Origin of the sequence: Nocardia brasiliensis, assembly GCF_042691675.1 — a bacterium.
Taxonomy (GTDB): Bacteria; Actinomycetota; Actinomycetes; order Mycobacteriales; family Mycobacteriaceae; genus Nocardia; species Nocardia brasiliensis_D.
The window spans coordinates 5,130,929-5,154,620 of record NZ_CP170507.1 but is presented as its reverse complement, the minus strand read 5'-3'; the positions used below and the strand labels follow the sequence as shown (position 1 = coordinate 5,154,620).

Here is a 23,692-nt window from a genome sequence, read left to right as displayed (position 1 = left end):
GCCATCAAGGGGTGTGATTGCTCGTGGTTCGAACCCGCCCGCCCGACCCGACGCCTTTCACCCAGGGTGTCGAACAGTCGAGAACACCCCGCTACGCCACCGGAATACCCGATGCTGAGCTGGTGGAATTCGACGATGCGACGCACCTGATCGCGATGGACTCGCCGGAGTCGCTGGTCGCGACCAATCGACGCCCCGCTCGTACCGGTCGACGAGCTCCATATTCATCAGTGAGATCCGCAGCGCCCCTTCGAGTTCGCCCACCAGGTCGGGACGCACATCAGCCCAATCGTGTACCGGCCCACGGAGCCACATGTCCAGGTTCACCTGCACCGCTGTGTCCAGGGCACCGGCGGCCAGAGCAGCCGTCTCGGCTTCGTCGCAGGCGATCATCTCGGCCGACCCGTCGTATCCAGGCCATGGCGGATTGAGTAGCACGAGGGAATGCACCCGATCAGGGTGGGTCAGCGCGAAATTCACAACGACCCGTCCGCCGAAGGAGGCGCCGACGATACGAGCGGTTTCGTAGCCCAGGTGGTCGAGAATCCTGCGCAGATCTTCATGATGGCCGAACGGGGCGGTGGGAACCGACGATTCCCCGAAACCTCGCATGTCATAACGGATTACGGTGTACGCGTGGACCAGGGCCGGCACTATCGCATCCCACATTCGGTGATCGGCGATGCCCGCGTGCACCAACACCACGGGCGGTCCTTGGCCATCGATCGTGTAAGCCAGCTGATCAGCGTCGACGGTGAGTACATCCATGCACACATCGTTGTCGTACGGTGATCCGCAATGCGCGGGTAGCCGGGCTGGTGCCGGTCGATATCTACCCGGGGGTGGCTGATGTCGTCGTGTTCTCTGCCGAGCCGCTCTGTCAGGGTGGTGCGTGGGATGCGCCTATTCGAGGGAGTCGTTGGTTCGTTCCGCGGGCGGACCGAGCAGTCTGATCGAGGCATCTACTCCTAGTTCGATTGCCTCGCTCATGGGCAGGCTCTGCTCGGCGACGGCGGCCGTCAGCTCACGCAGACCGGCAAGGAGCAGGGCGGCGAGGTCTCGTGAGGCGGGTGCCGCGCCCGCCGCACGGGATTTTTCGGTATCGCATATCGCGACTACCAAGTCGATGAATCCTGCTGCCATGTCCCGCTGCAGTGTGCGCGCTGCCAGGCCGAGGCTCGGCACCTCGCTGACCCAGGTCAAGGCGAGGGCCGCGCGCGCTTCGTTCGCGTGAAACCATGCCTCGATTGCCTGCTGCACCTGGGTTGCCCACGGCGCGGTCGAGTCCACCGCCGCGGTGACGAATGCGAGGATTTCGCGGCTGGTTTCCATGAGCAACGCAGCGATGCATGTTTCCTTGCTGTCGAAGTGTTGGTAGAACGTCCGCCGAGACGTCTGCGCATGCCTGACGATGTCAGCGACCGTGGTGTCGCGGTAGCCGCGTTCCTCGATGGAGGCCGCGAGACCTTGGAGAAGACGGCGCCGGAACACGTCCGTGCGGTCGTCCGCGGTGTCTTGGTCGTTGACGGTCACATCGCCACAGCCTTTGTTGAGTATCGAAAATATGGGACCTGCCAGCGATGGTACATCGACGTACCGCCGATCGGAGCTTCGCCATGCCGTGTGTCCGGAATGCCTCGGGTCATCACATCGGAGAACCTCGAGTTGAACGACGTCGTAGGTCGAAGCTCAGTAGGGTTCTCCCCGGTCACGGGGCCATTTTGAATTAGCGAGAATTTCCTCTTGTCTGGCACTGGTACATGCGCGTACCGTATCTCTGGTACGACGACGTACCACTAGTTGATTCTCAAATGCGGCCCGAATGCAATGGCTGTCGCGATGAAACAAGCGCCGGTTGTCCGCCTATCCATGGCGAATCGGGCCGACCTCAGATCCGTCGATATGGCGACCACGGCGGTACGCAGCTCCGACATTATCGAAACCGGTATTGCGCCTGACTTGAACAGGAGATTCGATGTCCACACTTTCCCGGGGCCTGATCATCGGCGGCCACGAAATCCCAGCCGCAAATGGAAACACGATAGACGATATTTCGCCATGGACGGGCGAAACCTATGCGACTGTTGCCGCGTGCACACTCGATGATGTGGCCGCAGCGGTAGACGCCGCTTCCGAGGCGTTCGCCGCATGGTCCAAGACGCCACCCATCGAGCGGAGTGCGATTCTGAATCGAGCGGCCGACATCTTGACCGAGAGGTCGGCAGAGGCGATCGAGGTGATGGTCGCAGAACTCGGCGCAACCCGGAAATGGGGGCAGTTCCAAGTTCATCTGGGTGTCGCGCATCTGCGCGGGGCCGCCGCGCTGGCGTCCGCACCACTGGGGCGGGTGGTGGCAACCAACAGCACCGCGACGACCACCTACTCGATGGAGATCCGGGAACCGCTGGGTGTGGTGGCATCGCTATCTCCGTGGAACGCACCGTACGCCTTGGGGATTCGAGCCACCGCCATTCCTCTGGCGGTGGGCAACACCGTCGTCCTGAAACCGAGCGAAGACTCTCCGATCGCCGGCGGGCTGTTCATCGCGGACATCCTGAGCGAGGCCGGTCTCCCGCCGGGCGTCCTCGATGTCGTTACCAACGACCCTGCGGACGCGGGCGAGGTGGTCGCCGCCCTGGTCGCCGACTTCCGTGTGCGGATGGTGAATTTCACCGGGTCGACGAAGGTGGGACGCATCATCGGATCGTTGGCCGGGCAACACCTCAAACCGGTGACACTCGAACTGGGTGGCAAGAACGCGCTCATCGTGCTCAAGGATGCCGACGTCGAATTCGCCGTTCGGGCCGCGACTTTCGGCTCGTACATGAATTCGGGCCAGATATGCATGTCGTCCGACCGGATCCTTGTACACAAGAACGTAGCCGCAAGCTTCATCGAGAAGCTGGCCGGTCGAGTGGACTCGCTGACGTACGGCGATCCGGGGGATCCTGTCGTGGATATCGGACCTGTGGTCAATGCTCGTGCGGCACAGGGGTTCAGTGAATTGATCGCGGACGCCGTCGCCAAGGGCGCTGTGCCACTTGTCGGCTCAGGCAAGGCCGAAGGTCAGGGCGGAGTGTTGTTCAAGCCGGTTCTGCTGGCCGAGGTGACAAAAGATATGCAAATCTATTATCAGGAAATATTTGGACCGGCAGCAGTGATCCATATCGTTGATTCGGCGGAACAGGCAATCGACATCGCCAACGACAGTTCTTATGGCCTGTCCTGCGGAATAATTTCGGAGAACATAAAAGAAGCACTCTCGGTGGCGGCCGGTGTGCAGACCGGCGTCGTGCACATCAACGATCAAAGTGTTGGTGACGAGCCGATGGCCGCGTTCGGTGGTGTCAAGGATTCCGGTTACGGCAGGTTCGGCGGGCAGCCGGGTGCCGATGACTTCACCACGGTCCGCTGGGTGACCGTCCACGCTGAACCGGCCCACCCCAGCTACCTCATCTGAGGAACCAGCCGGTGTGTATTCGTATCCGATCGAAAGGTATCGCATGAGAATCGTCGTGGGCATGACCGGCGCGACCGGTGCGCCGCTGGCTGTGGCCTTACTGAACGCGCTTCGCCGTATGGAGGACGTCGAGACGCATCTGGTGATCTCGAAATGGGCGCGCGCGACCATCGGACTCGAGACCGCGCTCTCGGTGAAAGAGGTGGCCGCACTCGCCGATGTGGTCTACCAGCCCGGTGACCAGGCCGCGCCGATCAGCTCGGGCTCCTTTCACACCGATGGGATGGTCATCGTTCCCTGCAGCATGAAGACGCTGGCCGGCATTCGGGTCGGCTACGCGGACGGGCTACTGGGCCGGGCTGCCGATGTGATGCTCAAAGAACGGCGCAGGCTCGTGCTGGTGCCGCGTGAATCACCGCTCAGTGAAATCCATCTGGACAATATGCTCGCTCTCTCCCGCATGGGTGTGCGGATCGTGCCGCCGATGCCCGCGTTCTACAACCATCCGCACACCATCGACGACCTCGTCGACCACGCCGTGGCGCGAGTGCTCGACCAGTTCGGCTTGACCTACGACAAGGCCGAACCGTGGACCGGCCTGCCGCACGCCCGTCGTAACGGCCTCGCCGCCGGTGACCTACCCGATGACGGGCTCGACCGTTTCGGATGCGTCCTCGCCCTGTGACCACCTTTCGCCCTAGGAGGAATAGTGCTTGACGACAAGGACACCCACCGCGGTGTGCACGACCTACGATCTGCGCTGGATCGGCTGCGAGATCATCCAGGTCAGCTCCTCGAGACCGACCACCCCGTCGACCCGCACGCCGAACTCGCCGGTGTCTACAAGCGCGTCGGGGCGGGCGCGACGGTGGTTCGCCCGACCCGCATCGGCCCGGCGATGATGTTCAACAACGTGATCGGCTTCCCAGGTTCCCGTGTTCTGGTCGGGCTCATGGCCAGTCGTGAGCGAGTCGGGCTGCTGTTGGACACCCCGCCGCGGCAGCTCACCCAGCGCATGGCCGCCGCGGTCGAGGACGCGATCGAACCGATCGACGTCGATTCGGCCGAGGCACGCTGTCAGGAGGTGGTGTACCGCGCCGACGATCCCGATTTCGATCTGCGCACCTTGTTGCCCGCGCCGACCAACACCGACGAGGACGCCGGACCGTTCTTCTGCCTGGGCTTGGTGCTGAGCAGCGATCCCGACGCGGGCACCGACGTGACCATCCACCGGCTGTGCGTCCAGAACCGCGACGAGATGACCATCTTCTTCGCACCCGGCCGCCACATCGACCATTTCCGGAAAAAGGCGGAAGCCCAAGGCAATTCGCTGCCGGTATCGATCAACATGGGGCTGGACCCGGCCATCCACATCGGTGCCACCTTCGAGGCGCCGACGACCCCCTACGGCTACGACGAACTGGCCATCGCCGGCGGTCTACGAGGCAGGCCGGTGGAACTCGTCGACTGCGTGTCGATCCCGCAACGCGGCATCGCGAACGCCGAGGTCGTGATCGAGGGCCTGATCCTGCCCGGACGGCGCGACGCCGAGGACCAGAACACCCACACCGGGCACGCGATGCCGGAGTTCCCTGGCTACAACGGCACCGCCAACCCCGCGCTGCCGGTCCTGAAGGTCACCGCGGTCACGACCCGGCACAACCCGATCCTGCAGACTCTGGTCGGCCCCGGCGAGGAGCACGTGAGCTTGGCAGGTATCCCCACCGAAGCGAGCATCTACAACGCCTGCGATGCGGCGCTGCCCGGCTTCGTCAGCGAGGTCTACGCGCACTCGGCCGGTGGCGGAAAGTTCTTGGCCATCATGAAATGCGTCAAACGCAAGGCCCTCGACGACGGACGGGTGCGGCAAGCGGCGCTGGTGGCGCTGGGCACCTACTCGGAGCTGAAGAACCTGATCATGGTCGACGAGGATGTCGACATCTTCGACACAGACGACGTCTTGTGGGCGATGACCACCCGGATGCAGGGCGATATCGACATCATCGTCATCCCCGGTGTCAGCGGCCACGTGCTGGATCCGTCGCAGTCTCCGGCATACAACGCGAGACTTCCGGCCCGCGGCGTTACCGCCAAGACCGTCTTCGATGCCACCGTGCCCTTCCACTTACGTGACCAGTTCGCGCGCGCGCAATTCCGCGACGTCGATCCTCGGCCGTTCGCTCCCGACCTCGATCTCGAGTACCCGGTCACCTAAATAATTTCGCACATCAGATTCCGAAACAGGAGGATTTTATGAGCAGGAAACTCGGTACGACCGCGCTGGATTGTTTCGGACGGAGTCAGCGATGACGACTCCTACACCGGTCACCGTGGCCGATTCCGCCGATGTCCCAGAGCGCGGCCGTCTCATCGTCGACGTCGATGACCGCACGATCGGCATCTTCCGTATCAACGGACGCCTCTACGCCTACCACAACATTTGTCCCCATCAGGGCGGCCCGGCATGTCAGGGCCGGATCATCCCGAAGGTCCGCGAGGTGCTCGACCAACAGCAGCGCGCGCATGGGATGCGTTTCGACGAGTCCGAAATGCACGTTGTATGTCCGTGGCACGGTTCGGAATTCGTCATCATCACCGGAGAACACGCCACCAGGCCCAACTTTCGGCTCAGCGCCGTCGAAGTCACCGAAGAAGGAGGAAAGGTCCATGTCCGCTTCTAACGACTTGATCAGTGCGCTCGCCCGGTTACACGAGGGCGTCGAACGGCTCGCGACGGGCGGAGCTGACACGTTGACGTCTGAGGCGCTGTCGAGGCTGGTTGCCGACACCGCCACCTTGTACGCGGCGGCCGCCCACGCGGCGGGTTACCTGCCGACGATCGAAGCGGACGGTTATTCGAGCACCGACGCTGTCGTCCTGATATCCGCGCTGATGGAATCGCAGAACCTCAACACATTCGATCTCGCATTGTGGCTATCCCGTATCCCGTCGATCGAAGGAGTCCGCTCGTGACAAGCACGCTTCAGCCGACCGTCGCGCTACACCCGACCCAAGAGATCACCGTGACCACCGATTCGCGGCAAATCTTGGCCAACGCCGCCAACGACACCAAACGGTACGGGTTGGACCAACGATTCATCGTCGATGTCGACTCCCACCACGTCGAGCTCGACTCGTGGCCGGAGATCCTGAAGTACGTCGAACATCCGATCCTGCGGGATTACGGCGAGCAGATATCGCAGAACTGGCCGCAAGCCGGGCATCTGGCGCTCTCCAATCACGTTGCTGGACTCACCTTTCAAGACACCGCAGGCCGAGTGCCGCACCAGGCGGCACTGTCGGAATACGTAGAACCGAACGGCGTACACCGCGACGTGACCCTGGTCCGGCGCGCCATGGATGCGATGAGCATCAACTGCCAAGTGGTATTCCCGCAACCGATGCTGGAAATCGGTCTGCACCCGAATCCGCTGATCGGTGCGACGCTCATGATGGCCTACAACAAGTGGTTCGTGACAAACATCCTGGGCCAGGATCGGCGGATCAAGACCATGCTCGGGCTGCCGTTCGAGGATCCGGACATGGCGCTGGAAACGATACGGCTGTATCACGGTCACCCTGACGTCATCGGTTTCCTGGTCACCAGCCAGCGCCATATTTCCGTGCACGACAACCGTTACATGCCGATCTATGCCGAGCTCGAGCGTCTCGGGATGCCGATCGGCTTCCACGCCGGCCCGTCCTGGGGCGACTCGATGACCTCGACGATGAACCGCTTCACCGCGGTACACGCGATCTCGTTCGTCACCTGCAATATCACCCACCTGACGAACTGGCTTTTCAATGGAATCCCCGAGCGCTTCCCGGCACTGAAGACGATCTGGATCGAAAGCGGTCTGGCCTGGCTACCATTCCTCATGCAGCGCCTGGACCACGAGTTCACCCTGCGGACCTCGGATGCGCCCCTGCTGCGGAAAATGCCCAGCGACTACATGCGCGGAATGTACTACACCTCACAGCCTTTGGAGATGCCGGACCCCGACCTACTGCAAAGCACACTGAAGGCGATCGATGCCGAGAACACCTTGATGTACTCCTCGGACTGGCCACACTGGGACTTCGACACCCCCGGCCGCATCATGTCGATCCCGAACTTGTCGGAGCAGGCGAAGAACAACATCCTCGGCGGAACCGCGCTGAAGGTGTTCGGCACCAAAATCGCTGGGTTGGCACCGACCCCAGCCGCCCGCTAGCCGCTGCCTCCTGCAAAGAAGGATCCGGGCTCCCGCGCCTTCTCGGGAGCCTTCGAGGAACTAATAGTCCTTTTCGTCCTCACTGCCGAAACTGTCGGGACTGGGATTTTGTCGACAGCGAAGCGGCGGGCCTAGAACGCGGCTTTCGCTGCGCGACGCTCGACCGGCGCGGCCACGGCCGCTCCGACTGGCCATCGAGCGGCTACGACATCGACACCAGCGCCGATGACCTTGCCTCCCTACTGGCGCACTAGCTCCTAGCGATCGGCTTTACTGGTAGGAGGTACATCCGCAAGATCGGCTAGTTAGACATCCCAGGTGCGTAAATTGTCAAGCGGCCATGGTGGTTTGGCGGTGGGCCCAGGCGGTATGCTCGTTGTAGAGGGTGTAGTGGCGCAGGCAGCCGTGCAGATGCCGACGAGGCGGTTGCCGAGGGCGCGTAGGGCTTGTGTTGCAGATCGCCGCAGGCGCGGTGTTGGTCGTAGTAGGCGCGTGCGCCAGGGCTGCGAGTTAGGGCGCTGAAGGCCCAGGCGTAGATGGCGTCGGAGAGACGGCGGTTTCGGACGTGGCGGGCTAGCACGGCGTGTTTGCGGCGGAGGCGATGGTGCGTGGGGAGGTTCCCGCGTAGTTCTTGCGTGCTTTGGCGGTGGCGTAGCGGTCGGGGTCGTCGCCGAATTCACCGAGGATGCGGGTGGCGAGAACGACGCTTAATCCCGGCAGGGGCCGGTAGATTCAGGCGTCGGGGTGGCGATCGAAGAACTCCACGCGGTCATCACGAGCCGACAACCTTGGAACCCGCACATCGCCACCCACCACCACCTCAGCAACCACCCTGATCTCGACCGCTGCCTAATCGCGGCCCTGTCGAGCGGAAGGTCGGAGCGAGCCGCACGCGGCATCGAGACACAACCCTGGTGATCTCGTCGCTCATCATGGGCAGCTCCGACCTGTCGTCATACAACCCGATTACACGCTGCCGGGTACCAACCCCATTACCGCTATGCCGGGACGACGACAGACGGGGCACGCCGACCAAACCGCTTGACTTAAAACGTCTTACGCTGATGTGAGTGCGTTGGAACGACACAGGAGGCCGCGCACCTGCCGAGACGTGTTGGGGAGGCACCTGCACGGCGCAAGCGCTGCTGAGCAAGCTCAGCAGCGAGAGGGCGTGGCTGCCCATTGCCTTGTTCCGCCAGCTCGGGCTTGCGCAGCTGGTGCTGTCGTCGGCCCACAAGAGGCCACACGTCCGCGCACCCGGATTATTCGGCGTCCGCTAGCACTCCGGCACACACACTAGGTCGGGCCCCAATCGCTTCCGCGTGGGTTGCCGCGCCAGCAGCAGCACGATTTAGATCGCCACCTTTGCGGCTCGGGCCACGGACCTTAGTTCGGGGCCTCTCTGCGACCTGTGGATCTGCGGTCAAAGCCATCCAAACCGTGCGTCGCTACGAACAGATTAGGCGGTGCTGTCTTGGCGACGAGTGGTCGCCATCGATGTGGTGCCCGCTCCTGTCCCACCGACCAGACCGTTACCTCGTCGCACCCCACCGTGTGGCCAGGTACTAGGAGGAATAATGGCTTCACGTCTCGCCGGGCTGCTGATAGCCGGCTTCACGGCCGCCCTCATCGCTACCGGTGCCCCGGTCCACGCCGATCAGATGGCTGCGTGGGAGGAAATCAACCAGTACTACTGCCATCTCAAACCCGGAGAGGACCCGATAAATCCGAAGGAAGACAAGGCTGGTGCAGCGGAACAGTTCAGCGACGAGGCCGCAATTGCGTACCAGGAGGCGTACGAGATGACACCGAGGGAGTATGTGGAAGATCCATTCGTCGCTTCCCGCCCAATCGTGATGAATCCAGACTTCAATCCGGATTGGGCGTTCCCGAAAGCCGACAGCGCGAGTCGCGGAGACACGCTGCGACTGCATCGTTTTCTGTGGTGCACCGATGCCAATTTCAAGGAGGCGTGGACTAACGCCATCACGACCCAGCGCGAAAAATTTGACCAGGGGTTCAAAAAAGAGTTCGAAAACAACCCCACAGCCATCCAGCAGCTCTACCGAGACAAGATGAAATTTATGAAAGACGCGTTGCAGGCCGAACAGAAACGCCGCGGGATCGAGGCCGAATGGCCTGCGACGGAGGGGGAGCTGTCTCCGAAACGCGACGACGATGATTAAGGACTCTATAACGGGCGCTCGTGGCAAGGTCCTTCCGACCGGCGGTATAAAGGTCCGGGCCACAGCATTCGCCCGCCGTACAGGGTTGGGACGGGATGGAGCCTGATACTCAATCGCGGTGACCAGCGTATCTGTCCGGGGCGCTGGTATCGGTCGCGGTTGGTGCCAGCGCCGCCTAGAAACATCCTGTATTCGGCAATACGGATGTTCTGCGCCACAGTCGATCTCGCCAGGCAGAACGCACGACACGCGGCATTACAGCGCGTTCGCGTCGCGATGCCCATCCCCTGGATGGGTGGAGGCCCCGGCCGTTCGTTCTCGGCGGTGCCCGACACCTGTTGCCATCTGCTACCTTGGCAGCAGAAGCCGCTGAGCTGCACGAACTTCCACGAGAGCCGAGCAACGTGGTGATGCAGTCACCCCGTGAGCCCAAGACCGTTTCCCGATAACTTGGTACCGACGTGTGTCGCAGACAGATTGCGCACGGTGGGTATCGAGGACAGCGTCCAGATTCTCGAACGCACACGTGGCGCCCCATCCACGTGCGGCCAGTGCCCGCCTTGCCGCGTAGTCGCCAGGGGTGTGCGTCAAAGACGGCGCCGTCGCTGACCCATCCGGAGAGGATGGTCGCCTCGAATACGGTGGGAGGCCCGAGATTTTCTGTACTCGGCAGTTCCCCCCGGTGACGGTCCGGTGACCGGGTTGTTGAGGTGAGAGGAGAGTTCTGTGGGTTTGGGTAAACCGTTGCGCGCGGCGGCGATCACCGCTGCGATGATCGCCCCCGCTGCGAGTAGTTTCATCGTCGCGGCTCCCGCGCACGCCAACTCGGGAACGATCCAGGTTGAGTTCCTGGACGCGAAAAACAAGGTGATGGAGAAGAAGTCGGCGCAGGTCGAGAAGGGCAACGATTATATCCGTGTCAAGCCATCGGAGGAGGATGTTGCCATCGATACCGTGAAGGTCAGGGCTACCAACAAGACTGACAAGAAGATTTCGGGGTATTGCGACAGGGGCGATAGTTCCGGCGCTCAGATCACCATCGCGGTAGGTGCCACGGCCATCGTGAAATGTCCGACGGAGTCGGGTAAGTCGGGTAAGTCGTCGAAGGGCGCGGAAGACGTAAGTGCAGGCTTCCACTGGTGACTGAGTACGTAGGGTCGTTGCTGAGTGCTGGGGATGCGCAACGGTTACGTGAGGCGTTCGAGGCCGCCTCCTACACCAGTGCCGGGCTTGCCGGCCGGATCGGGGCCCCTGCTGTTGCGGGCCTCGAACGCGGTGACCCCTCCGGCACGCTGCTCGCAGGCGGCGACGAAACCCGCATGGGCACACTGCTGCGCGTGTTCGTCCAAGGCCGCGGGGTCTCCGCGCAGGAGCTGGCGGCGGCGCTGGCGCCGTTGCCTCTGGCCTCCGCGCTGGCCGCGGGTCTGATCGCACCGGCAGAAACCGGCCAGGTGCGGGCTCGGGTGCAGCTGTTGCCGTATCAGGACCGGTGGTTTCTGGCTGACCCGCCATTCTCCGGGCGCACCCAGCCCTCGCTAGATCATGTCATCGGGCTCTCGACATACCCCGCGACCCTGGCCGCTGCAGCGATGGACCACCCGGTCAGCACGGCACTGGATGTGTGCACCGGGTCCGGAGTCCAGGCCCTGCACCTGGCACGACGCGCCGACCATGTCACCGCGACCGATCTCAACCCGCGCGCGCTGCGCTTTGCCGCCACCACCGCCGCGCTGGCCGGACACCGATGGGAACTGCTGCCCGGCGACCTGCTCGCACCGGTAGCCGGACGGCGTTTCGACCTCGTCGTGGCCAACCCGCCGTTCATCGTCAAACCCGGCACCGTCGACTACCTCTACCGCGACTCCGGCCTGGAAAACCACGTCCTGGCCTCCAGCCTCGTCCAGTCCGCCCCGCGGGTCCTCACCGACGGCGGCTACCTGCAATACCTGTCCGCGTTCCTCCACCGCAGCGGACAGGACTGGCGTGAGCAGGCCACCGGCTGGGTCCAGGGCACCGACCTGGATCTCTACGCCATCCAGCTCGGTGTCTGCGACCCCCGCACCTACGTGCGTACCTGGAGCGGCGGCCACGACAGCGACCCCGCCGAGGAAACCGCGTGGCTGAACTGGCTCACCGACCAAGATATCGACGCCGTCGGATGGGGGCTTGTCACCGTACGCAACGCCCACCGAGACATCCCCCACCGCGACGCCGAGGACCTCAGCAACACCGCAGTCCGTGCTCCCGACATCGCGACCTGGTTCCGCAACCGCGACTGGCTCCACACTCACACCGACCAGCTGCTCGACCTGCCCTACCAGGCCAACCCCACCACACGACTGACCCAGCACGGCCACCTCGACGACCATCAATGGGCCATCGCCAAACAATTCATCACCACCACCAGCCCCACCGGCCTCTGCCGAATCGATGAGATCAACCAGATCACTGTCGACCTGCTCGCCCGCTGCACCCTCACCACCACACCACGCGCGCTCCTGCCGGACCTGGCTCACGACAACGACCTCGACATCGCCGAGCTCACCCGCATCCTGCCCACCGCCATCACCTCGATGATCGAACACACCATCCTCACCCCCGCCCCAGCACCGCCGATACCAGCACCTACATCCCCAACCGGCCACACGCTCGCGGACCCCGCACCCCCGGCCACTCTCACACCTACCTAGCCCACAAGCACCGCCGGGAGATCGGGTAAAGGTCAGGAACGCCGGGTTACTACTGCACGCTGGCCGCGCATGCCTATCTGAAGCGAGTGATGCTCGGGCAAGCCGAGCCGTGATCGCCTGCTGTGGCTGCCCGAGGACCAAGCGTGGGCGTGCCAGGCTCTGAGTACTCCGGCGATGGCCGGGTCGTCTGCTCGACCTCAGCTGGATTTCTCAACAGTATTGCGGCGCAAAGGTTCAGAGGAACAACGTACGGCCGAGACACCCGAGAACTCGGCGGCGGATCCTGGAACAGACAGTGCCAGCGGTAACCGGGCACACTGCTCGATCAGTTCGGGGTGGACATCTGCTTCGGCAGTGACGCGGTCGCGGCCGTGGTGGCGCGCCAGCAGGGCGGTGGCATCGTGGTCGTGCAGGTAATCGGCTACTTAGAGACTGGTGGTAGGGCTTGATCCCGGCCTGGATCGAGTCCAGGTGCCTGGCGAGATGCTCCCAAATCGGCTGCCTGCCTGTGTCATTAGTATGGCTCTCAATGGTTTGCATCTCGCGGTCACCGTGTCGGGAATGGCTGAAGAGGGGTTGCCCGAGCTCGAAGTAGCGGTGCCTTCCCGCACGGACACCACCACGTCGACAGGGAGGATGCGCCGGTGACGGTCATCATCGGGATGGACCCGCACAGACGCTCGGCCACGATCGAGATCATCGATGACACCGGGAAAATCCTGGTCACCGGCCGATATGCCACCGACAACACCGGCTACGGCGAAATGCTCACGGCTGCCTCGCGGTTCCCGCAGCGCGTGTGGGCGATCGAGGGATGCAACGGGATCGGACGCCATCTGGCACACCGGCTGGTCCCACGACGGTGAATCGGTGATCGATGTCCCGGCGAAACTGTCCGCGCGGGTGCGCGTGTTCGCCACCGGCAACGGCCGCAAAACCGACTCCGTGGACGCACATTCGGTCGCCATGGCAGCACTGCGGTCACCGAATCTGCGGCGAGTCCAGCACGATTCGGAACTGATCGCGCTGGGCATGCTGGCCGACCGCCGCGACGAACTCGGCCGCGCCGACCATCAACCGGCTCCTCCGGCTGCTGCTGGAATTGATCCCCGGCGGCGCCAAGAAGTTCCTGTCCGCGGCCCAGGCTCGCAAATTGGTCGCCACCGTCAAACCACGTGACCCAGCAGGAAAGGTCCGTCGCCGCCTGGTCGTCGAACTGATCGGCGAGTTGGAAGCCATCGACGGCAGAAATCGAGGCCGCGGACAAAGAACTGCGGCAACTGGTCGTCGAGCACGGCTCGACTTTGATGGAACTCCATGGCATCGGATCCTCCAGCGCAGCAAGACTTTTGGCTGAAATCGGCGATATCCGCCGCTTCGCTACCCGCATCATGGCCATGGTCCAGTTACGCAACCGAACACCCGGGCGCACCTACTACGACGCCCGCGAAACCGCGGGGAAGACCTCGATGGAGGCTCTGCACGCACTCAAACGCAGACTCTTCAACGTCGTTTCACGCGCATGCTCACCGACCAACAGCAGCGTGAATTAGGGGGCCGGGAGAGCCATGATCGCGGATTTTGTGGCGATGTACGGGCAACGACCCTTCGCGAACTGCACAGGATAGGGCCAGTTCGCGGCAGGCCAGGCCGACCCGGCTCGGCCTGACGTCGGTGGCACTGGCCGCCTATAACCTCTGGTATTGCCGAGGCCATGGCACCGTCCTCCGGGCACAAAGGGCACCTTGGCGATACCGAGTACAAATATAAAGTCGAGTAGTCACATCAAAGATCGACTAAGAACGTGCTGTCGACGCAGCTCACGGCGTATTTTCGGGGCATCTGGGCGGTATCGCAAAGTCGAGTTGAACCTGTGGCAATCGGTGACATACTTGGATGACAGAATTTATACATTGGAAATTACACATTGGAGGAGCGCGTGAAATTCGTGAAGAGTGTCGTTGTCATCGGAAGTGCTGTGCTTGCTGCTAGCATGTTGAGCGTTGGTCCGGCGCAGGCCCAGCGGGTTCCTGGGTGTGATAACAGCGCTTGGAAGCCTTATAAGCCGGCTTGGAACGTTGTTGCTGGCGACGGTAAGCGCGAGGGGAATTCTTGCGGAAATGCGAGTGTTGTGGTCAACGTCTACCGGGAAACCGGCTGGTCGGACGAGCTGATTGCCTCCAGGGAGCAGACGTTCGCCACTGGGGTCTTGACCGCGACCTCCGAGCCACTTTGGGTAAGCTGTGAAAGCTTTTACACTCAGATTCGGCTCAATGGTGAGACCAAGGCACAATCGGACACGGTTCGTCTTTGCTGAGTAGTTTACGTCGTAAAAGTGGTGATCAATGCCCTATAGGACTCGGCGGCTGGCGCACTCAAAGTCTCGAACCGGGCCGAGCTATGAACTTCGCCCGGCAACGAGCCACCCCACTGAACAGTTGGTGATCCGAGTCCGGATCTGGGCCAATCCAATATGAATTCGCGTGCCGGAAAGGGCTGAACACCGACTTTCGGCACGCGCGATCGCCAAGTCCAGGCAATTTTGATGGATTGATCGTGTGGCGGCGCGCTGTCGGCTCCGCAGGCGACACGGAGAAATACGGTACGGCTGGATCAAGGTGTCAGCCCATCTCGAACAGTCACCCCTAGCCCGCGGGAAGCTGTCCTCCGATTGGCACACTGTGCGTGAAGCCAAGTTGTTTGGGCTTCAGCAGGAAGGTCGGGCAGACGTCGCAAACGTCCGTGAACACTATCGTAGGCGACGTGGTCAACGCGCGCTCCAGATCGCGCTCGACGTCCATTCCCTCGACCGCGCTATCGAAATCACCAGAGCAGCAGTCTATGCAGGCGTGGACCTCATCGAGGTAGGTGATCCACTGATCAAAAGGGTGGGCGTAGAGGCGATCGCGGCCATCAAAGGTGTAGCACGAGACATCTGGCGTCCGCCGACTGGCGGCGAGACCAAGTCGAACTTGCCGCAGAGGCCGGCGCCGACATCGTCCTGCTTATCGGACCAGCATCTACCGTGAGCGTATCTGCAGCGGTAGCGGTCGCTCGAAGGCTCGGCGTGGCTCTCGTCTTTGACGTTCCGGCCTCGCACGCCAACGTGTCCTGGCTAAGCGATATGGAACGTACGGGCATCGACGGCTTCACCGTTACCACCAACATCGACCTCGGCGTCGGTGCCAACCATCCACCCATGACATCGAGAACAATCAGCACCAGCAGTCAACTGACCGTCGCGGTCTCCGGCGGATTCAGCACAGCCGACGAGGCACTCATCAGTAGCTACGACTGGGACATCGCCATCGTCGGCCGCAGCGTTGCCGAAGCAGTCACCACCGCCGACATCGCCGACCAACTCACCAGCATCCTCCGAAGGATCCGCAGACAGGAGCGTGCGTGATCATCACTTCCCTTCAGCTGGAACACATCAGCGAAGTGCAGCAGCTAATGGAACTAGGCGAGCGGTACATCTACGACATCACGCGAGAGCCACGGGCTGACCGGCCACTCGCGTCGGCGTAGAGAGATGGCCCAACCGAGCCAGCATCCAGCGCGGCCCGCAGCGAGGCGACACGGACGTCTGCGGTGGCGACGCCGAAGACCTTGCGCACGGCGGCGAGGTGGTGACGACGATGGCGGTCTTGCTGAATGTCCGACACGACCTCGCCGCGCTGGCGGATCAGCATCCGATGATCGCCTTTGCGATCTGCTTCCCTGGAGGTCGGGTCGCTGCGCCCTGTATTGGTGCCATTACCGGGCATTCGTGCGGCCCAGATTCCCGCCCCCGGCCGACAATCCAACCGGCCGCGGAGGCCTGCCACCCGCTTGACGCAAGACACCTCAAGCCGCGCCCCAGCGGCCCGGCCGGGTCCCGTGGCGGGGCGGAGGAGCGGCGATTGTGGATCGAGAACGAGTAGCTTCGCTACGAGTACAACACGGCAGTCACAGAGGTTCGATCGGGGTCGAAGGTCGTCGTCAGGGTCTTCCCACCGCGCAATTCGGTGACGCTGATCGTGCTGCCACCTATGAAGGATATCTGTGCGGGGCAGGGCCCTTCGTACTCGACCCACACCAGTGCCTGCCTGCTGAACAGCCCGCCGCGCTCTCGAAGCCATACGCGGCAGCCGGTGTCGAAGCCGTGGTAAGGCACCGCAACCGCTTCGTGGCGGCCGTCGGGGCTCAGCACGATGTCCTTGACGTTGCCGTCATCGGAGGACCAGACCGCTATGAACGCCGTCAACATCCATAGCGGTATCGTCACCAGCGTCACGACGGCAACAAACGTTCTCCACACCCACTTGCAGTACCGAGTCAGCCTAGGGGCACACGCAAAGCAGAGCACCACGGCGGTCGTCCAGAATATCGGGGCCGCCGTGAGGGGGATGGCGTCGAGTCGGTAAAAGCGGACTGCCAAACGGTCGTCGGGCCCGGCAATGAACCATGTCGCGATCGCTGCGGCAAACAGCGCAGAGATGGCAAGCAACCCGACGAGCCGTACTCGGCTCGGCGTCTGATCCGCCCTGCTCACGCACGTACCCGATACGGGTGGCTTCTCTTCAAATATCTTCTCGGCCAACGATTTATCCACTCGCGCGATCTGTGTCCGAGCTCCTCGCGTTCGGAGGCGGGCCGCCAGCCTATCAGTGTCCGTCTGCTGTTTACGAGCCCCGAAAGATCCTGGCAAACCCTCCTGCGCATCGCCGACCATCATTGCCCGCCCATCAGGCTCCAATCAACCGAATACCGGAGCCGGATCGTGAGAAAGTCGATATCCGGCAAGGATCTGCAATGCACGCTCATCGGCTTGAGCGCGCATTGAGAAATGCTGTCAGCCAACCATTTTGGGCTTCTTACTAACGCGCTGGCCGCGGCAGAAGCGGATGTCTGGATCAACAATGGCCGTACAGCGCCTGGCCCACCGTGCGGTTGAGCTTCCGCTGCAACCCCCGAAGAATTCGGATGGTCTCCTCGTCACGGAACCCTGTGGTGATCGACCACTCGACACCGGAACCGAAAACATCACTCGCGAAAACGATTTCAGTCGCCGCCAGCGTTCTTCGCCAATCTGCCGCGCTCAGTGGCTCATTCGAACTCAACGCCGCCCGCAATCGCCGTCCTTGTTCATACAGGTCCGCCACGCTCGCAAAACCCATCGCGACCGCGAGCGCCTCAGTACTCCGGGCAGGACCGCCCCATTCACCTAGCCCGCACCGCAGTACGTCCCGTTCATCATCTGACAGGTCAACCGCTACAAGGCCATCCGCTTCCATCGGCCCATGATGACCTACGCATCTCCGACTCGGGCGGCCAGCGTGTTCCGAAACCATTGGCCGAGAGCCCGGAACGCATCGCGCCAGTCGGTCACGTTTGCGCCTTCGCCGCGCTCATGGGCATATGACGTGGCCGCGGGCTCGTGGCCACGTCGGTGTAGTGGCATCGCCAATCTGGATGTCGCCGTATGTCATGGTGGCGGTATTCCCTCCGGGCATGACCGGGAGCGACCTTTACGGAACAGGCAGCGACCACCACCGATTCGGGCCCACCAGTTCAGGAATAGACGTCGACCCCATTCGGTGATCGCGGCCGAGCCGGTCACCCCGGATTCGGGCGGAAGCCTTTCCACGAAGGATGTCGGTGCGGCCGTTCGCGCACGGCTATGACTTGGAAGGCCGGACCGGCGTAGTTGGGAGTTGTCATAAGGCTGTTCCGATGTAGGGAACGATATCGAGTAGCGCTTGGGCGCAGCTGCCGCTACGGGGCAATATCTGCCTTTTATCACTCAGGCCGGGTAGACCCCCTTCGGCCCTGTCTGGGGTGGAAGTACCGCCTCTACGGCCCGATCTCCAGCGATATCTGCTTGTGGAGTAGGTGGGCGTAGTGTTCGTGTCCCCTTCCGGACTCAACCATTACGCACACGGGTGGTGGTGGCTGAACTTCAGCCACCGCCCGTGTTTCGTGGTTGGCGAATCCCGTTGCGGCTCAGTGTGGGCCGGGCTTCGGTTGTGGCCTCCATGGCGGTCAGCTGGGCGGCGACTTCTCGTTCGGCTTGGGCCTGTCGTGTCCAGGTGGGCGTCGGTGCCTGCCTCGACCGCCGCCGCTCGCCACCGCGCCGACCCGGTAGCCCTTGTCCCGCAAGGTCTGCGAGTCCCGTCGATAGCGATCGATGTAATGCTGCTTGCCGCCGAGACCGTTGAGAATGCCCGGAGTTCAACGCGATCTTTGGCGGCATTCGTCGGAACGGCAATCGAACAGGCTCGGCCGCAGCCATCTCCATTCCGGGCTCTGCGGCGGCGGCCGCCGGATCACGGGCAGTTCGCCTAGTCCCGGCACTCCGAGCTACGGGGATGATGCGTGGCACCGAACCGCAAACAGTGCGCATGTGCTTCGGTGCAGCCCCGACCAGAGCGACCGACTAGCACCGCCACCAATTCAAGACCGGGCCTGCAATGCTCGGAATTCGGTTGGTGAAGTACCGAAAGTCGTCCGGAAGGCGCGGGCGAAATGCGCTGGGCTGCTGAATCCCCATCGGGCCGCGATCCAACTCACCGGTTGATCGCGCATCGTTGGGTCGAGCAGGTCATGGCGGCACCGTTCCAGGCGTCGGCGGCGGATCCAGTCGGATACACCGGATTGCTGGGATTCGAACAATGTGTAGAGATAGCGGAGCGAGATGTTGTGCGCGGCCGCGATAGTGGCTGGTGAAAGCTCGGGGTTGGGCAGCTCGCGTTCGATGAACCCGAGGATGCAGGCCAGCAGTGCTTGTCGGCGGGAGTCGACGGGCACGGCATCGGTTCGATCGAGGCGAGTGGCGACAGCCACGGCAACGAGGTCGAGCAGGGCCGCGGCGGCGCGGGTTCCGTCGAGTCCGTCGCAGGATGCTCCCTGACGGGCCAATTGCAGGATGAGTGGGCTGACCAGAGCGCCGACACCTTGGTTGGTCGAGATCGCGAGTGCGGCGGCCTCGGCTATGTCGGGCTCGGGGAGCGGAAGCAGTGCTCTGGGGAAGATGAGGGCGACGAACCGGATGTCGGATGAGCAGGACCAGTGGCAGGGACGGGACATGTCGACGAACGCGAACCGCCCTGGTTGCAGGACGGTCTGCCTGTCGTTCTGCTCGAGCATCAGGTGTCCGCGCACTTGGATGTCGAGCTTGCAGTGTTCGGGATCCGACCGGCGGATCAGCTGGGGTGTGCGAAACCCGTCGCCTGCGGGCAAGGTCACATCCAGCACCTCGGCCGCTCCCACTGGGCTGGCCTCAATCCGTGCGTCGAAGTCGTGATCGGGGAATCGGACGTCGATCGGCGTCAGCAATTCGTGCATGACATGCTGGCAGTACTCCGGCCGAGTGGCGACCGGCTCGTCCGCTGCCTGGAAGATCTTGGTGCCCATGGCATGCCTCGCCGTACGATCAGCGTCTTGGGATACGAATTATAGACCGATCGCGCGAGTCCGTTACGCACCGACGTTCTTCGCGGCCCGCCGGTTTCTCCGTCTCGCTGGCTGTCGGCATGCGGCCCGATGCCGCTGTGTGTTCTCCCACGGTGGATCGTGCGTGCCCGCACCGCGGTCCCCGATCACATACGCAGACACGCTGATCGAGTTTGTGGCGTGGCTGTTGTGCAGGATCAGTCAAGAAGTGTGCGTGGTGTGTATAGCGGTTTCGACGTAGTGCGAGAGATATTGAGGTATCCGCCATAGCGGCGGGGAAGGAGGTTGCAGCGGTGCGGGAGCAGGCCCTGAAGATGCAGAAGTTACCAGGCTGTTCAAAGCCGCCCAGGCCCTTCTGGCTGAGGAGAGTGGGCGCATGTTCAACAGGAAATACAACAGCCCGTTAACCGTCTGGTGGCTGGTTGCAATTCTCTTCTCGGGCCTGCGGAATCGCCGGTTAGTGCGCGGGACAATATGGAAGCCGGACCACCCGGATCCAGTGCGACTTCTCGGAGTTCCCATGAGCAGCGTTCGCGCCGGGCCGTATTGGTCCAACGCAGAGAAGGTTCGGAAATGAATGTATGGGTGCGGCAAGCGGCTCGCGGGAGGGGAGAGCCCCTCGTCCGCCCGTCCACCACAACGACGTGGTGATGGACGGCAACGGCGCCGTTATACGGTGCTCCGGGTTGACTGCAGAGGCGACTTACTAAATATCGAAAACTCGGAGTTGCCGACCCACCCTTGCGCATCCGCGTACCGCTAGCGCCGACGTTGCTTAATGAAACGCTTCTTCTGAGGGGTACAAATGATTGACAGAGCCGCGACCGCTGAGTGTGGCGAGGCGTCGACCGACCTTCGTGGGCTCGAGGCCCACGAACTCTTATTGCTTATGCGATCGGGTGAATTGTCGCCCATGGACGTCGTCGAGGCGGCGATCGACCGGATCGAGACCAGCGAACTGGGGGTGCTGGCGATCGAGACGTTCGACGGGGTGCGAGCGGAGGCGAAGCGCGATCACTCGGCAGGGCCGTTCGCCGGAGCGCCGATGCTGCTTAAAGACGTCGGCGCCACCTGCGCCGACGCGCGGGCGACCATGGGTTCGGCCTTTCTGAAGGTCGTTCCGCCGCACGACAGCGAACTCGCGGGGTACCGATGACCTACGACGCCGATATGCGCGGCGTCATCTCACGCACGCGTGAATATTGGGACCTCGAGTACTTCGCGGCCTGGACCGGCGCCGTGTCGGGAGGCGTCGATATCGGTGCAGCACGGCTCAGGTTCGAGCACGACGAGTGTATGGCGAAGATCAACCGCATGGAGGAGCGGCTACTGCAGTTCACCGAGGGCAGTGACGTCGCGTTCGGCCGACTGATCGAGGAGCTGACCGCACATCGTGAGCGGATCAAGACTCTGCACGAAGGAGGTGATCTCGACCTGCTGCACACCCTCCTCAGCGGCTGGACCGGATCAGCAGCCGAGAACTTCCGGATCCACGGCGGGGCCGAGTTCCCGCAGAATTGGGCAAATCAAATCACGTATCTGAACGGCCTCATCGCTGCCGCCGGAGGCTGGAACGGATTGGTCTCCTCTGCCCGTCGAAGCGCGTATGACATCGCCGAACTCGCCAGCGAGAACGACCGCGGCTCCGGTGGGGCCCGCAACCTCTTCTTGATCACCGCGGCCGTTCTCGCCGGTATCGCTGCACTCGAAATGCCCGCCCTCGCGGCGGCGACGATCAGCGTCGTCGGCTCGCTACTGGGGTCATATGCCCCGGAAGAACCCCCACCCGAGAATACCGAGTACAACGTCCACGGTTGGGGTCTCGAGCGAATCACACGAGCCGTCGATGCCCTGGACGAGTTGCTCGAGGAGGTCGGCCACACCCGAACCGCCCTGTACAACACCGTGCACAGCGTTTTCGACAACATTCCCCCCGAAGAGATCACGCTGGGTAGCACGAGGACCTACAGCCAGCGTCCATACCAAGAAGACGGCGCCGTAGTCGCCGTTGACATCGCAAAGCTGCGGTTGGCGGGACAAGATGTATTCCCGCACTTGGCGGTGGGGTTCGAACTCGCATATCGCGATATTCGCGATAGTGTCGATGCGTGGGGCCGGGCGGCGTTCAACACTCCTTTGATCGGAGAGGGCAAAGCCCAATGGGACCAGCTCAGCGACACCCTCCTCGACTGCATCCGTGACTCCCGCGACTACCTTCGCCGCCTCGGTGATCACTTCACCGAGGCTGCGGCGTTCTACTACGAAAGCGAAGAACAATCCCGCGCCGCAATCGACCGCGAGTACGAGAGCCGGCAAGCAGAGTGGGTTGCACGCGACCGAACCGAAGAAGCAAACCTCGATACCCTCCCGCCGGACCACTTGCCACGCCCCGATATGAGCGACAAGGAAAACCTCAGCTAGTAACCGCCCGGTGTCAGACAAGACATGAGCGGTCGCCAGCATCGGCGTGGCTGCCGCGTGCCCGTGGGGTGCAACCGTTTTCGACGTCAGCGGCCCCCGCGGATCGCTGCGGGGCTGGTTACCGGGTTCCGGTCAGCCCGTATGTGGTCAGGATCGCCTCGAGTGGGGGTTGAGGGCGGGGTAGTACTGCGGTTGCGGGGTCGGCGGTGGTGACATCTACTCGAATATTTCTTCATCGGTCATGACCGCCCTCCAGAGCCTTCTCGCCCAAAGTATGCCAAATGTCCTCTGACGCAATAGATCGCGGAGACGGTGGATCCGCCGTGGTGTGTCCTGGCCGGATCCCTAATCCGCTTCGAACCACCCGCACCGCCGCAGAGGCGGATGTCTGGGTTCGCCGGTAAGGATCGTGTCACGGGTACAAACCAGTGATTTCGGCGTGCCAGACCGGACCAAGGTGTGATCCGGCGGGGTGTGGCTGCGCTCAAGAGCTACCTTGCCCAGATCGCCACTGGCGCAGCACGAGCCGCCACCGACGAGGTCACCGAGGTTGCCAGAAACGCTAACGGAGAACTGAGCGACGCTCTGCCGTTCTTCCTACTCGGTGAAAGCCTGGTCTGCCACTAACCGGTGTCGAGAACCGATAGTCAGTTGGACAGCAGGCCGGTCGGACAGATTCACCAGGATGGCCACGCCAGGGCGATGTCGTCAAAGAAGCGTGTCGAAAACGGTTGGTGTTCAGCAACTATGTCGGCTGGAGTTTGTGGCTGGCTGTTAGAGATTCGGTTTTGTGCGCGCGATGTCATCGCTCGAGGCAATGAACACCGTCAGGATGGAAGCGACGATCTCGATTTCCATCGGACCGATCAGCTGGATCCGGGCAAGTTCGGGCAGTCCGGGATGGCGTCGGATGCTGGTGAACCCGTTGGGCCATGGGGCCGGTGGGACCGGGAGGTGAACGACCGAGGCCTTGTCGAGGGAACAGCCCCACGACTCTGCGGCCTTGTCGATCGACAGGAGATAGACGCGTTCAAGGGAGATCGTGATGTCGGGTTTGTGTGGGCTGTGCCTGAGCAGGATCTCGAGTGCGTCGCCGCCATCGATGATGTCGAAGGCGACCCGGTGGATGAAGTAGCCCTCGCACGACACCAGAGTCTCGTTCGCCCGGTGGCAGACGTTTTCGAAGGGAGTTGTCTGGCGTGACTCGTTCATGACGCTTCCTGTTGCCTTTGCTGATGATCGGTGACGTCGGCTCTGTGCGCCAGCTCAGGTGTGTCGGAGTTGCCG

General features: G+C 62.7%; 22 protein-coding genes and 1 pseudogene. 15 read left to right on the top strand and 8 right to left on the bottom strand.

Features of this window, described 5'->3' with window-relative positions; translation table 11 throughout:
- Positions 1-57 precede the first annotated feature (57 nt).
- Positions 58-768 carry an alpha/beta fold hydrolase gene (locus tag ACFK0J_RS23610; RefSeq protein WP_378730764.1) on the bottom strand — a complete coding sequence of 237 codons (711 nt, stop codon included), beginning with the start codon at positions 766-768 and terminating at the stop codon, positions 58-60.
- A gap of 135 nt (positions 769-903) precedes the next feature.
- Positions 904-1,533, bottom strand: coding sequence for a TetR/AcrR family transcriptional regulator (locus tag ACFK0J_RS23605; RefSeq protein WP_378730762.1), 630 nt, complete (start codon positions 1,531-1,533; stop codon positions 904-906).
- Positions 1,534-1,975: 442 nt separating this feature from the next.
- Here ACFK0J_RS23605 and ACFK0J_RS23600 point away from each other — a divergent pair, with 442 nt between their 5' ends.
- From ACFK0J_RS23600 to ACFK0J_RS23575, 6 genes are all read left to right on the top strand, one after another.
- A complete protein-coding gene (locus ACFK0J_RS23600) occupies positions 1,976-3,460 on the top strand; it encodes an aldehyde dehydrogenase family protein (protein ID WP_378730760.1) in 1,485 nt (494 codons plus the stop codon).
- A gap of 43 nt (positions 3,461-3,503) precedes the next feature.
- Positions 3,504-4,145 carry a non-oxidative hydroxyarylic acid decarboxylases subunit B gene (locus tag ACFK0J_RS23595; protein WP_378730758.1) on the top strand — a complete coding sequence of 214 codons (642 nt, stop codon included), beginning with the start codon at positions 3,504-3,506 and terminating at the stop codon, positions 4,143-4,145.
- A 24-nt stretch (positions 4,146-4,169) separates the two neighbouring features.
- Complete coding sequence (locus ACFK0J_RS23590) at positions 4,170-5,675, top strand: UbiD family decarboxylase (RefSeq protein ID WP_378730756.1); 1,506 nt, start codon at positions 4,170-4,172, stop codon at positions 5,673-5,675.
- 91 nt (positions 5,676-5,766) lie between these two features.
- Positions 5,767-6,141: a Rieske (2Fe-2S) protein gene (locus tag ACFK0J_RS23585; RefSeq protein ID WP_378730755.1), complete on the top strand. Its 375-nt coding sequence runs from the start codon at positions 5,767-5,769 to the stop codon at positions 6,139-6,141.
- Positions 6,128-6,433 (top strand): hypothetical protein, encoded by a 306-nt coding sequence (locus ACFK0J_RS23580; protein WP_378730753.1) that lies wholly within the window; start codon positions 6,128-6,130, stop codon positions 6,431-6,433. The genes ACFK0J_RS23585 and ACFK0J_RS23580 overlap by 14 nt, the downstream gene beginning before the upstream one ends.
- The gene (locus tag ACFK0J_RS23575; RefSeq protein ID WP_378730751.1) at positions 6,430-7,674 is read left to right on the top strand and encodes an amidohydrolase family protein; all 1,245 of its coding nucleotides are present in this window, start codon (positions 6,430-6,432) and stop codon (positions 7,672-7,674) included. Before ACFK0J_RS23580 ends, ACFK0J_RS23575 begins: the two co-directional genes overlap by 4 nt.
- Before the next feature lie 330 nt (positions 7,675-8,004).
- Here the strand turns inward: ACFK0J_RS23575 and ACFK0J_RS23570 are convergent.
- A pseudogene (locus ACFK0J_RS23570) lies at positions 8,005-8,430 on the bottom strand (transposase); the annotation flags it as partial.
- A gap of 821 nt (positions 8,431-9,251) precedes the next feature.
- Between ACFK0J_RS23570 and ACFK0J_RS23565 the strand changes: the two are divergent.
- The 7 genes from ACFK0J_RS23565 (at position 9,252) to ACFK0J_RS23535 (ending at position 15,956) form a co-directional block, all read left to right on the top strand.
- Positions 9,252-9,860, top strand: coding sequence for a hypothetical protein (locus ACFK0J_RS23565; RefSeq protein WP_378730749.1), 609 nt, complete (start codon positions 9,252-9,254; stop codon positions 9,858-9,860).
- Between the two features lie 726 nt (positions 9,861-10,586).
- The gene (locus ACFK0J_RS23560; RefSeq protein ID WP_378730747.1) at positions 10,587-11,003 is read left to right on the top strand and encodes a hypothetical protein; all 417 of its coding nucleotides are present in this window, start codon (positions 10,587-10,589) and stop codon (positions 11,001-11,003) included.
- Positions 11,000-12,550, top strand: coding sequence for a methyltransferase (locus tag ACFK0J_RS23555; RefSeq protein ID WP_378730745.1), 1,551 nt, complete (start codon positions 11,000-11,002; stop codon positions 12,548-12,550). The genes ACFK0J_RS23560 and ACFK0J_RS23555 overlap by 4 nt, the downstream gene beginning before the upstream one ends.
- A 644-nt stretch (positions 12,551-13,194) precedes the next feature.
- Positions 13,195-13,416, top strand: coding sequence for a hypothetical protein (locus tag ACFK0J_RS23550; protein WP_378730743.1), 222 nt, complete (start codon positions 13,195-13,197; stop codon positions 13,414-13,416).
- Between the two features lie 441 nt (positions 13,417-13,857).
- Complete coding sequence (locus ACFK0J_RS23545) at positions 13,858-14,103, top strand: hypothetical protein (RefSeq protein ID WP_378730741.1); 246 nt, start codon at positions 13,858-13,860, stop codon at positions 14,101-14,103.
- Positions 14,104-14,489: 386 nt separating this feature from the next.
- Entirely contained in the window at positions 14,490-14,867 is a 378-nt protein-coding gene (locus ACFK0J_RS23540) for a hypothetical protein (RefSeq protein ID WP_378730739.1), read from the top strand.
- 807 nt (positions 14,868-15,674) lie between these two features.
- Positions 15,675-15,956, top strand: coding sequence for a hypothetical protein (locus ACFK0J_RS23535; RefSeq protein WP_378730738.1), 282 nt, complete (start codon positions 15,675-15,677; stop codon positions 15,954-15,956).
- A gap of 70 nt (positions 15,957-16,026) precedes the next feature.
- Here ACFK0J_RS23535 and ACFK0J_RS23530 read toward each other — a convergent pair whose 3' ends face one another.
- The 4 genes from ACFK0J_RS23530 to ACFK0J_RS23515 all read right to left on the bottom strand — a co-directional run bounded on the left by ACFK0J_RS23530 (position 16,027) and on the right by ACFK0J_RS23515 (position 19,945).
- The gene (locus tag ACFK0J_RS23530; protein WP_378730736.1) at positions 16,027-16,242 is read right to left on the bottom strand and encodes a hypothetical protein; all 216 of its coding nucleotides are present in this window, start codon (positions 16,240-16,242) and stop codon (positions 16,027-16,029) included.
- A gap of 236 nt (positions 16,243-16,478) precedes the next feature.
- Complete coding sequence (locus ACFK0J_RS23525; protein ID WP_378730734.1) at positions 16,479-17,132, bottom strand: hypothetical protein; 654 nt, start codon at positions 17,130-17,132, stop codon at positions 16,479-16,481.
- A 313-nt stretch (positions 17,133-17,445) separates the two neighbouring features.
- Complete coding sequence (locus ACFK0J_RS23520; protein WP_378730733.1) at positions 17,446-17,826, bottom strand: hypothetical protein; 381 nt, start codon at positions 17,824-17,826, stop codon at positions 17,446-17,448.
- Between the two features lie 1,159 nt (positions 17,827-18,985).
- Complete coding sequence (locus ACFK0J_RS23515) at positions 18,986-19,945, bottom strand: helix-turn-helix domain-containing protein (RefSeq protein WP_378730731.1); 960 nt, start codon at positions 19,943-19,945, stop codon at positions 18,986-18,988.
- 952 nt (positions 19,946-20,897) lie between these two features.
- On the opposite strand from ACFK0J_RS23515, the gene ACFK0J_RS23510 reads away from it, so the two are divergent.
- Complete coding sequence (locus ACFK0J_RS23510) at positions 20,898-21,140, top strand: hypothetical protein (RefSeq protein ID WP_378730728.1); 243 nt, start codon at positions 20,898-20,900, stop codon at positions 21,138-21,140.
- Positions 21,137-22,405: a hypothetical protein gene (locus ACFK0J_RS23505; RefSeq protein WP_378730726.1), complete on the top strand. Its 1,269-nt coding sequence runs from the start codon at positions 21,137-21,139 to the stop codon at positions 22,403-22,405. The genes ACFK0J_RS23510 and ACFK0J_RS23505 overlap by 4 nt, the downstream gene beginning before the upstream one ends.
- A 774-nt stretch (positions 22,406-23,179) precedes the next feature.
- Here ACFK0J_RS23505 and ACFK0J_RS23500 read toward each other — a convergent pair.
- Complete coding sequence (locus ACFK0J_RS23500; protein ID WP_378730724.1) at positions 23,180-23,617, bottom strand: hypothetical protein; 438 nt, start codon at positions 23,615-23,617, stop codon at positions 23,180-23,182.
- Between the last annotated feature and the right edge of the window lie 75 nt (positions 23,618-23,692).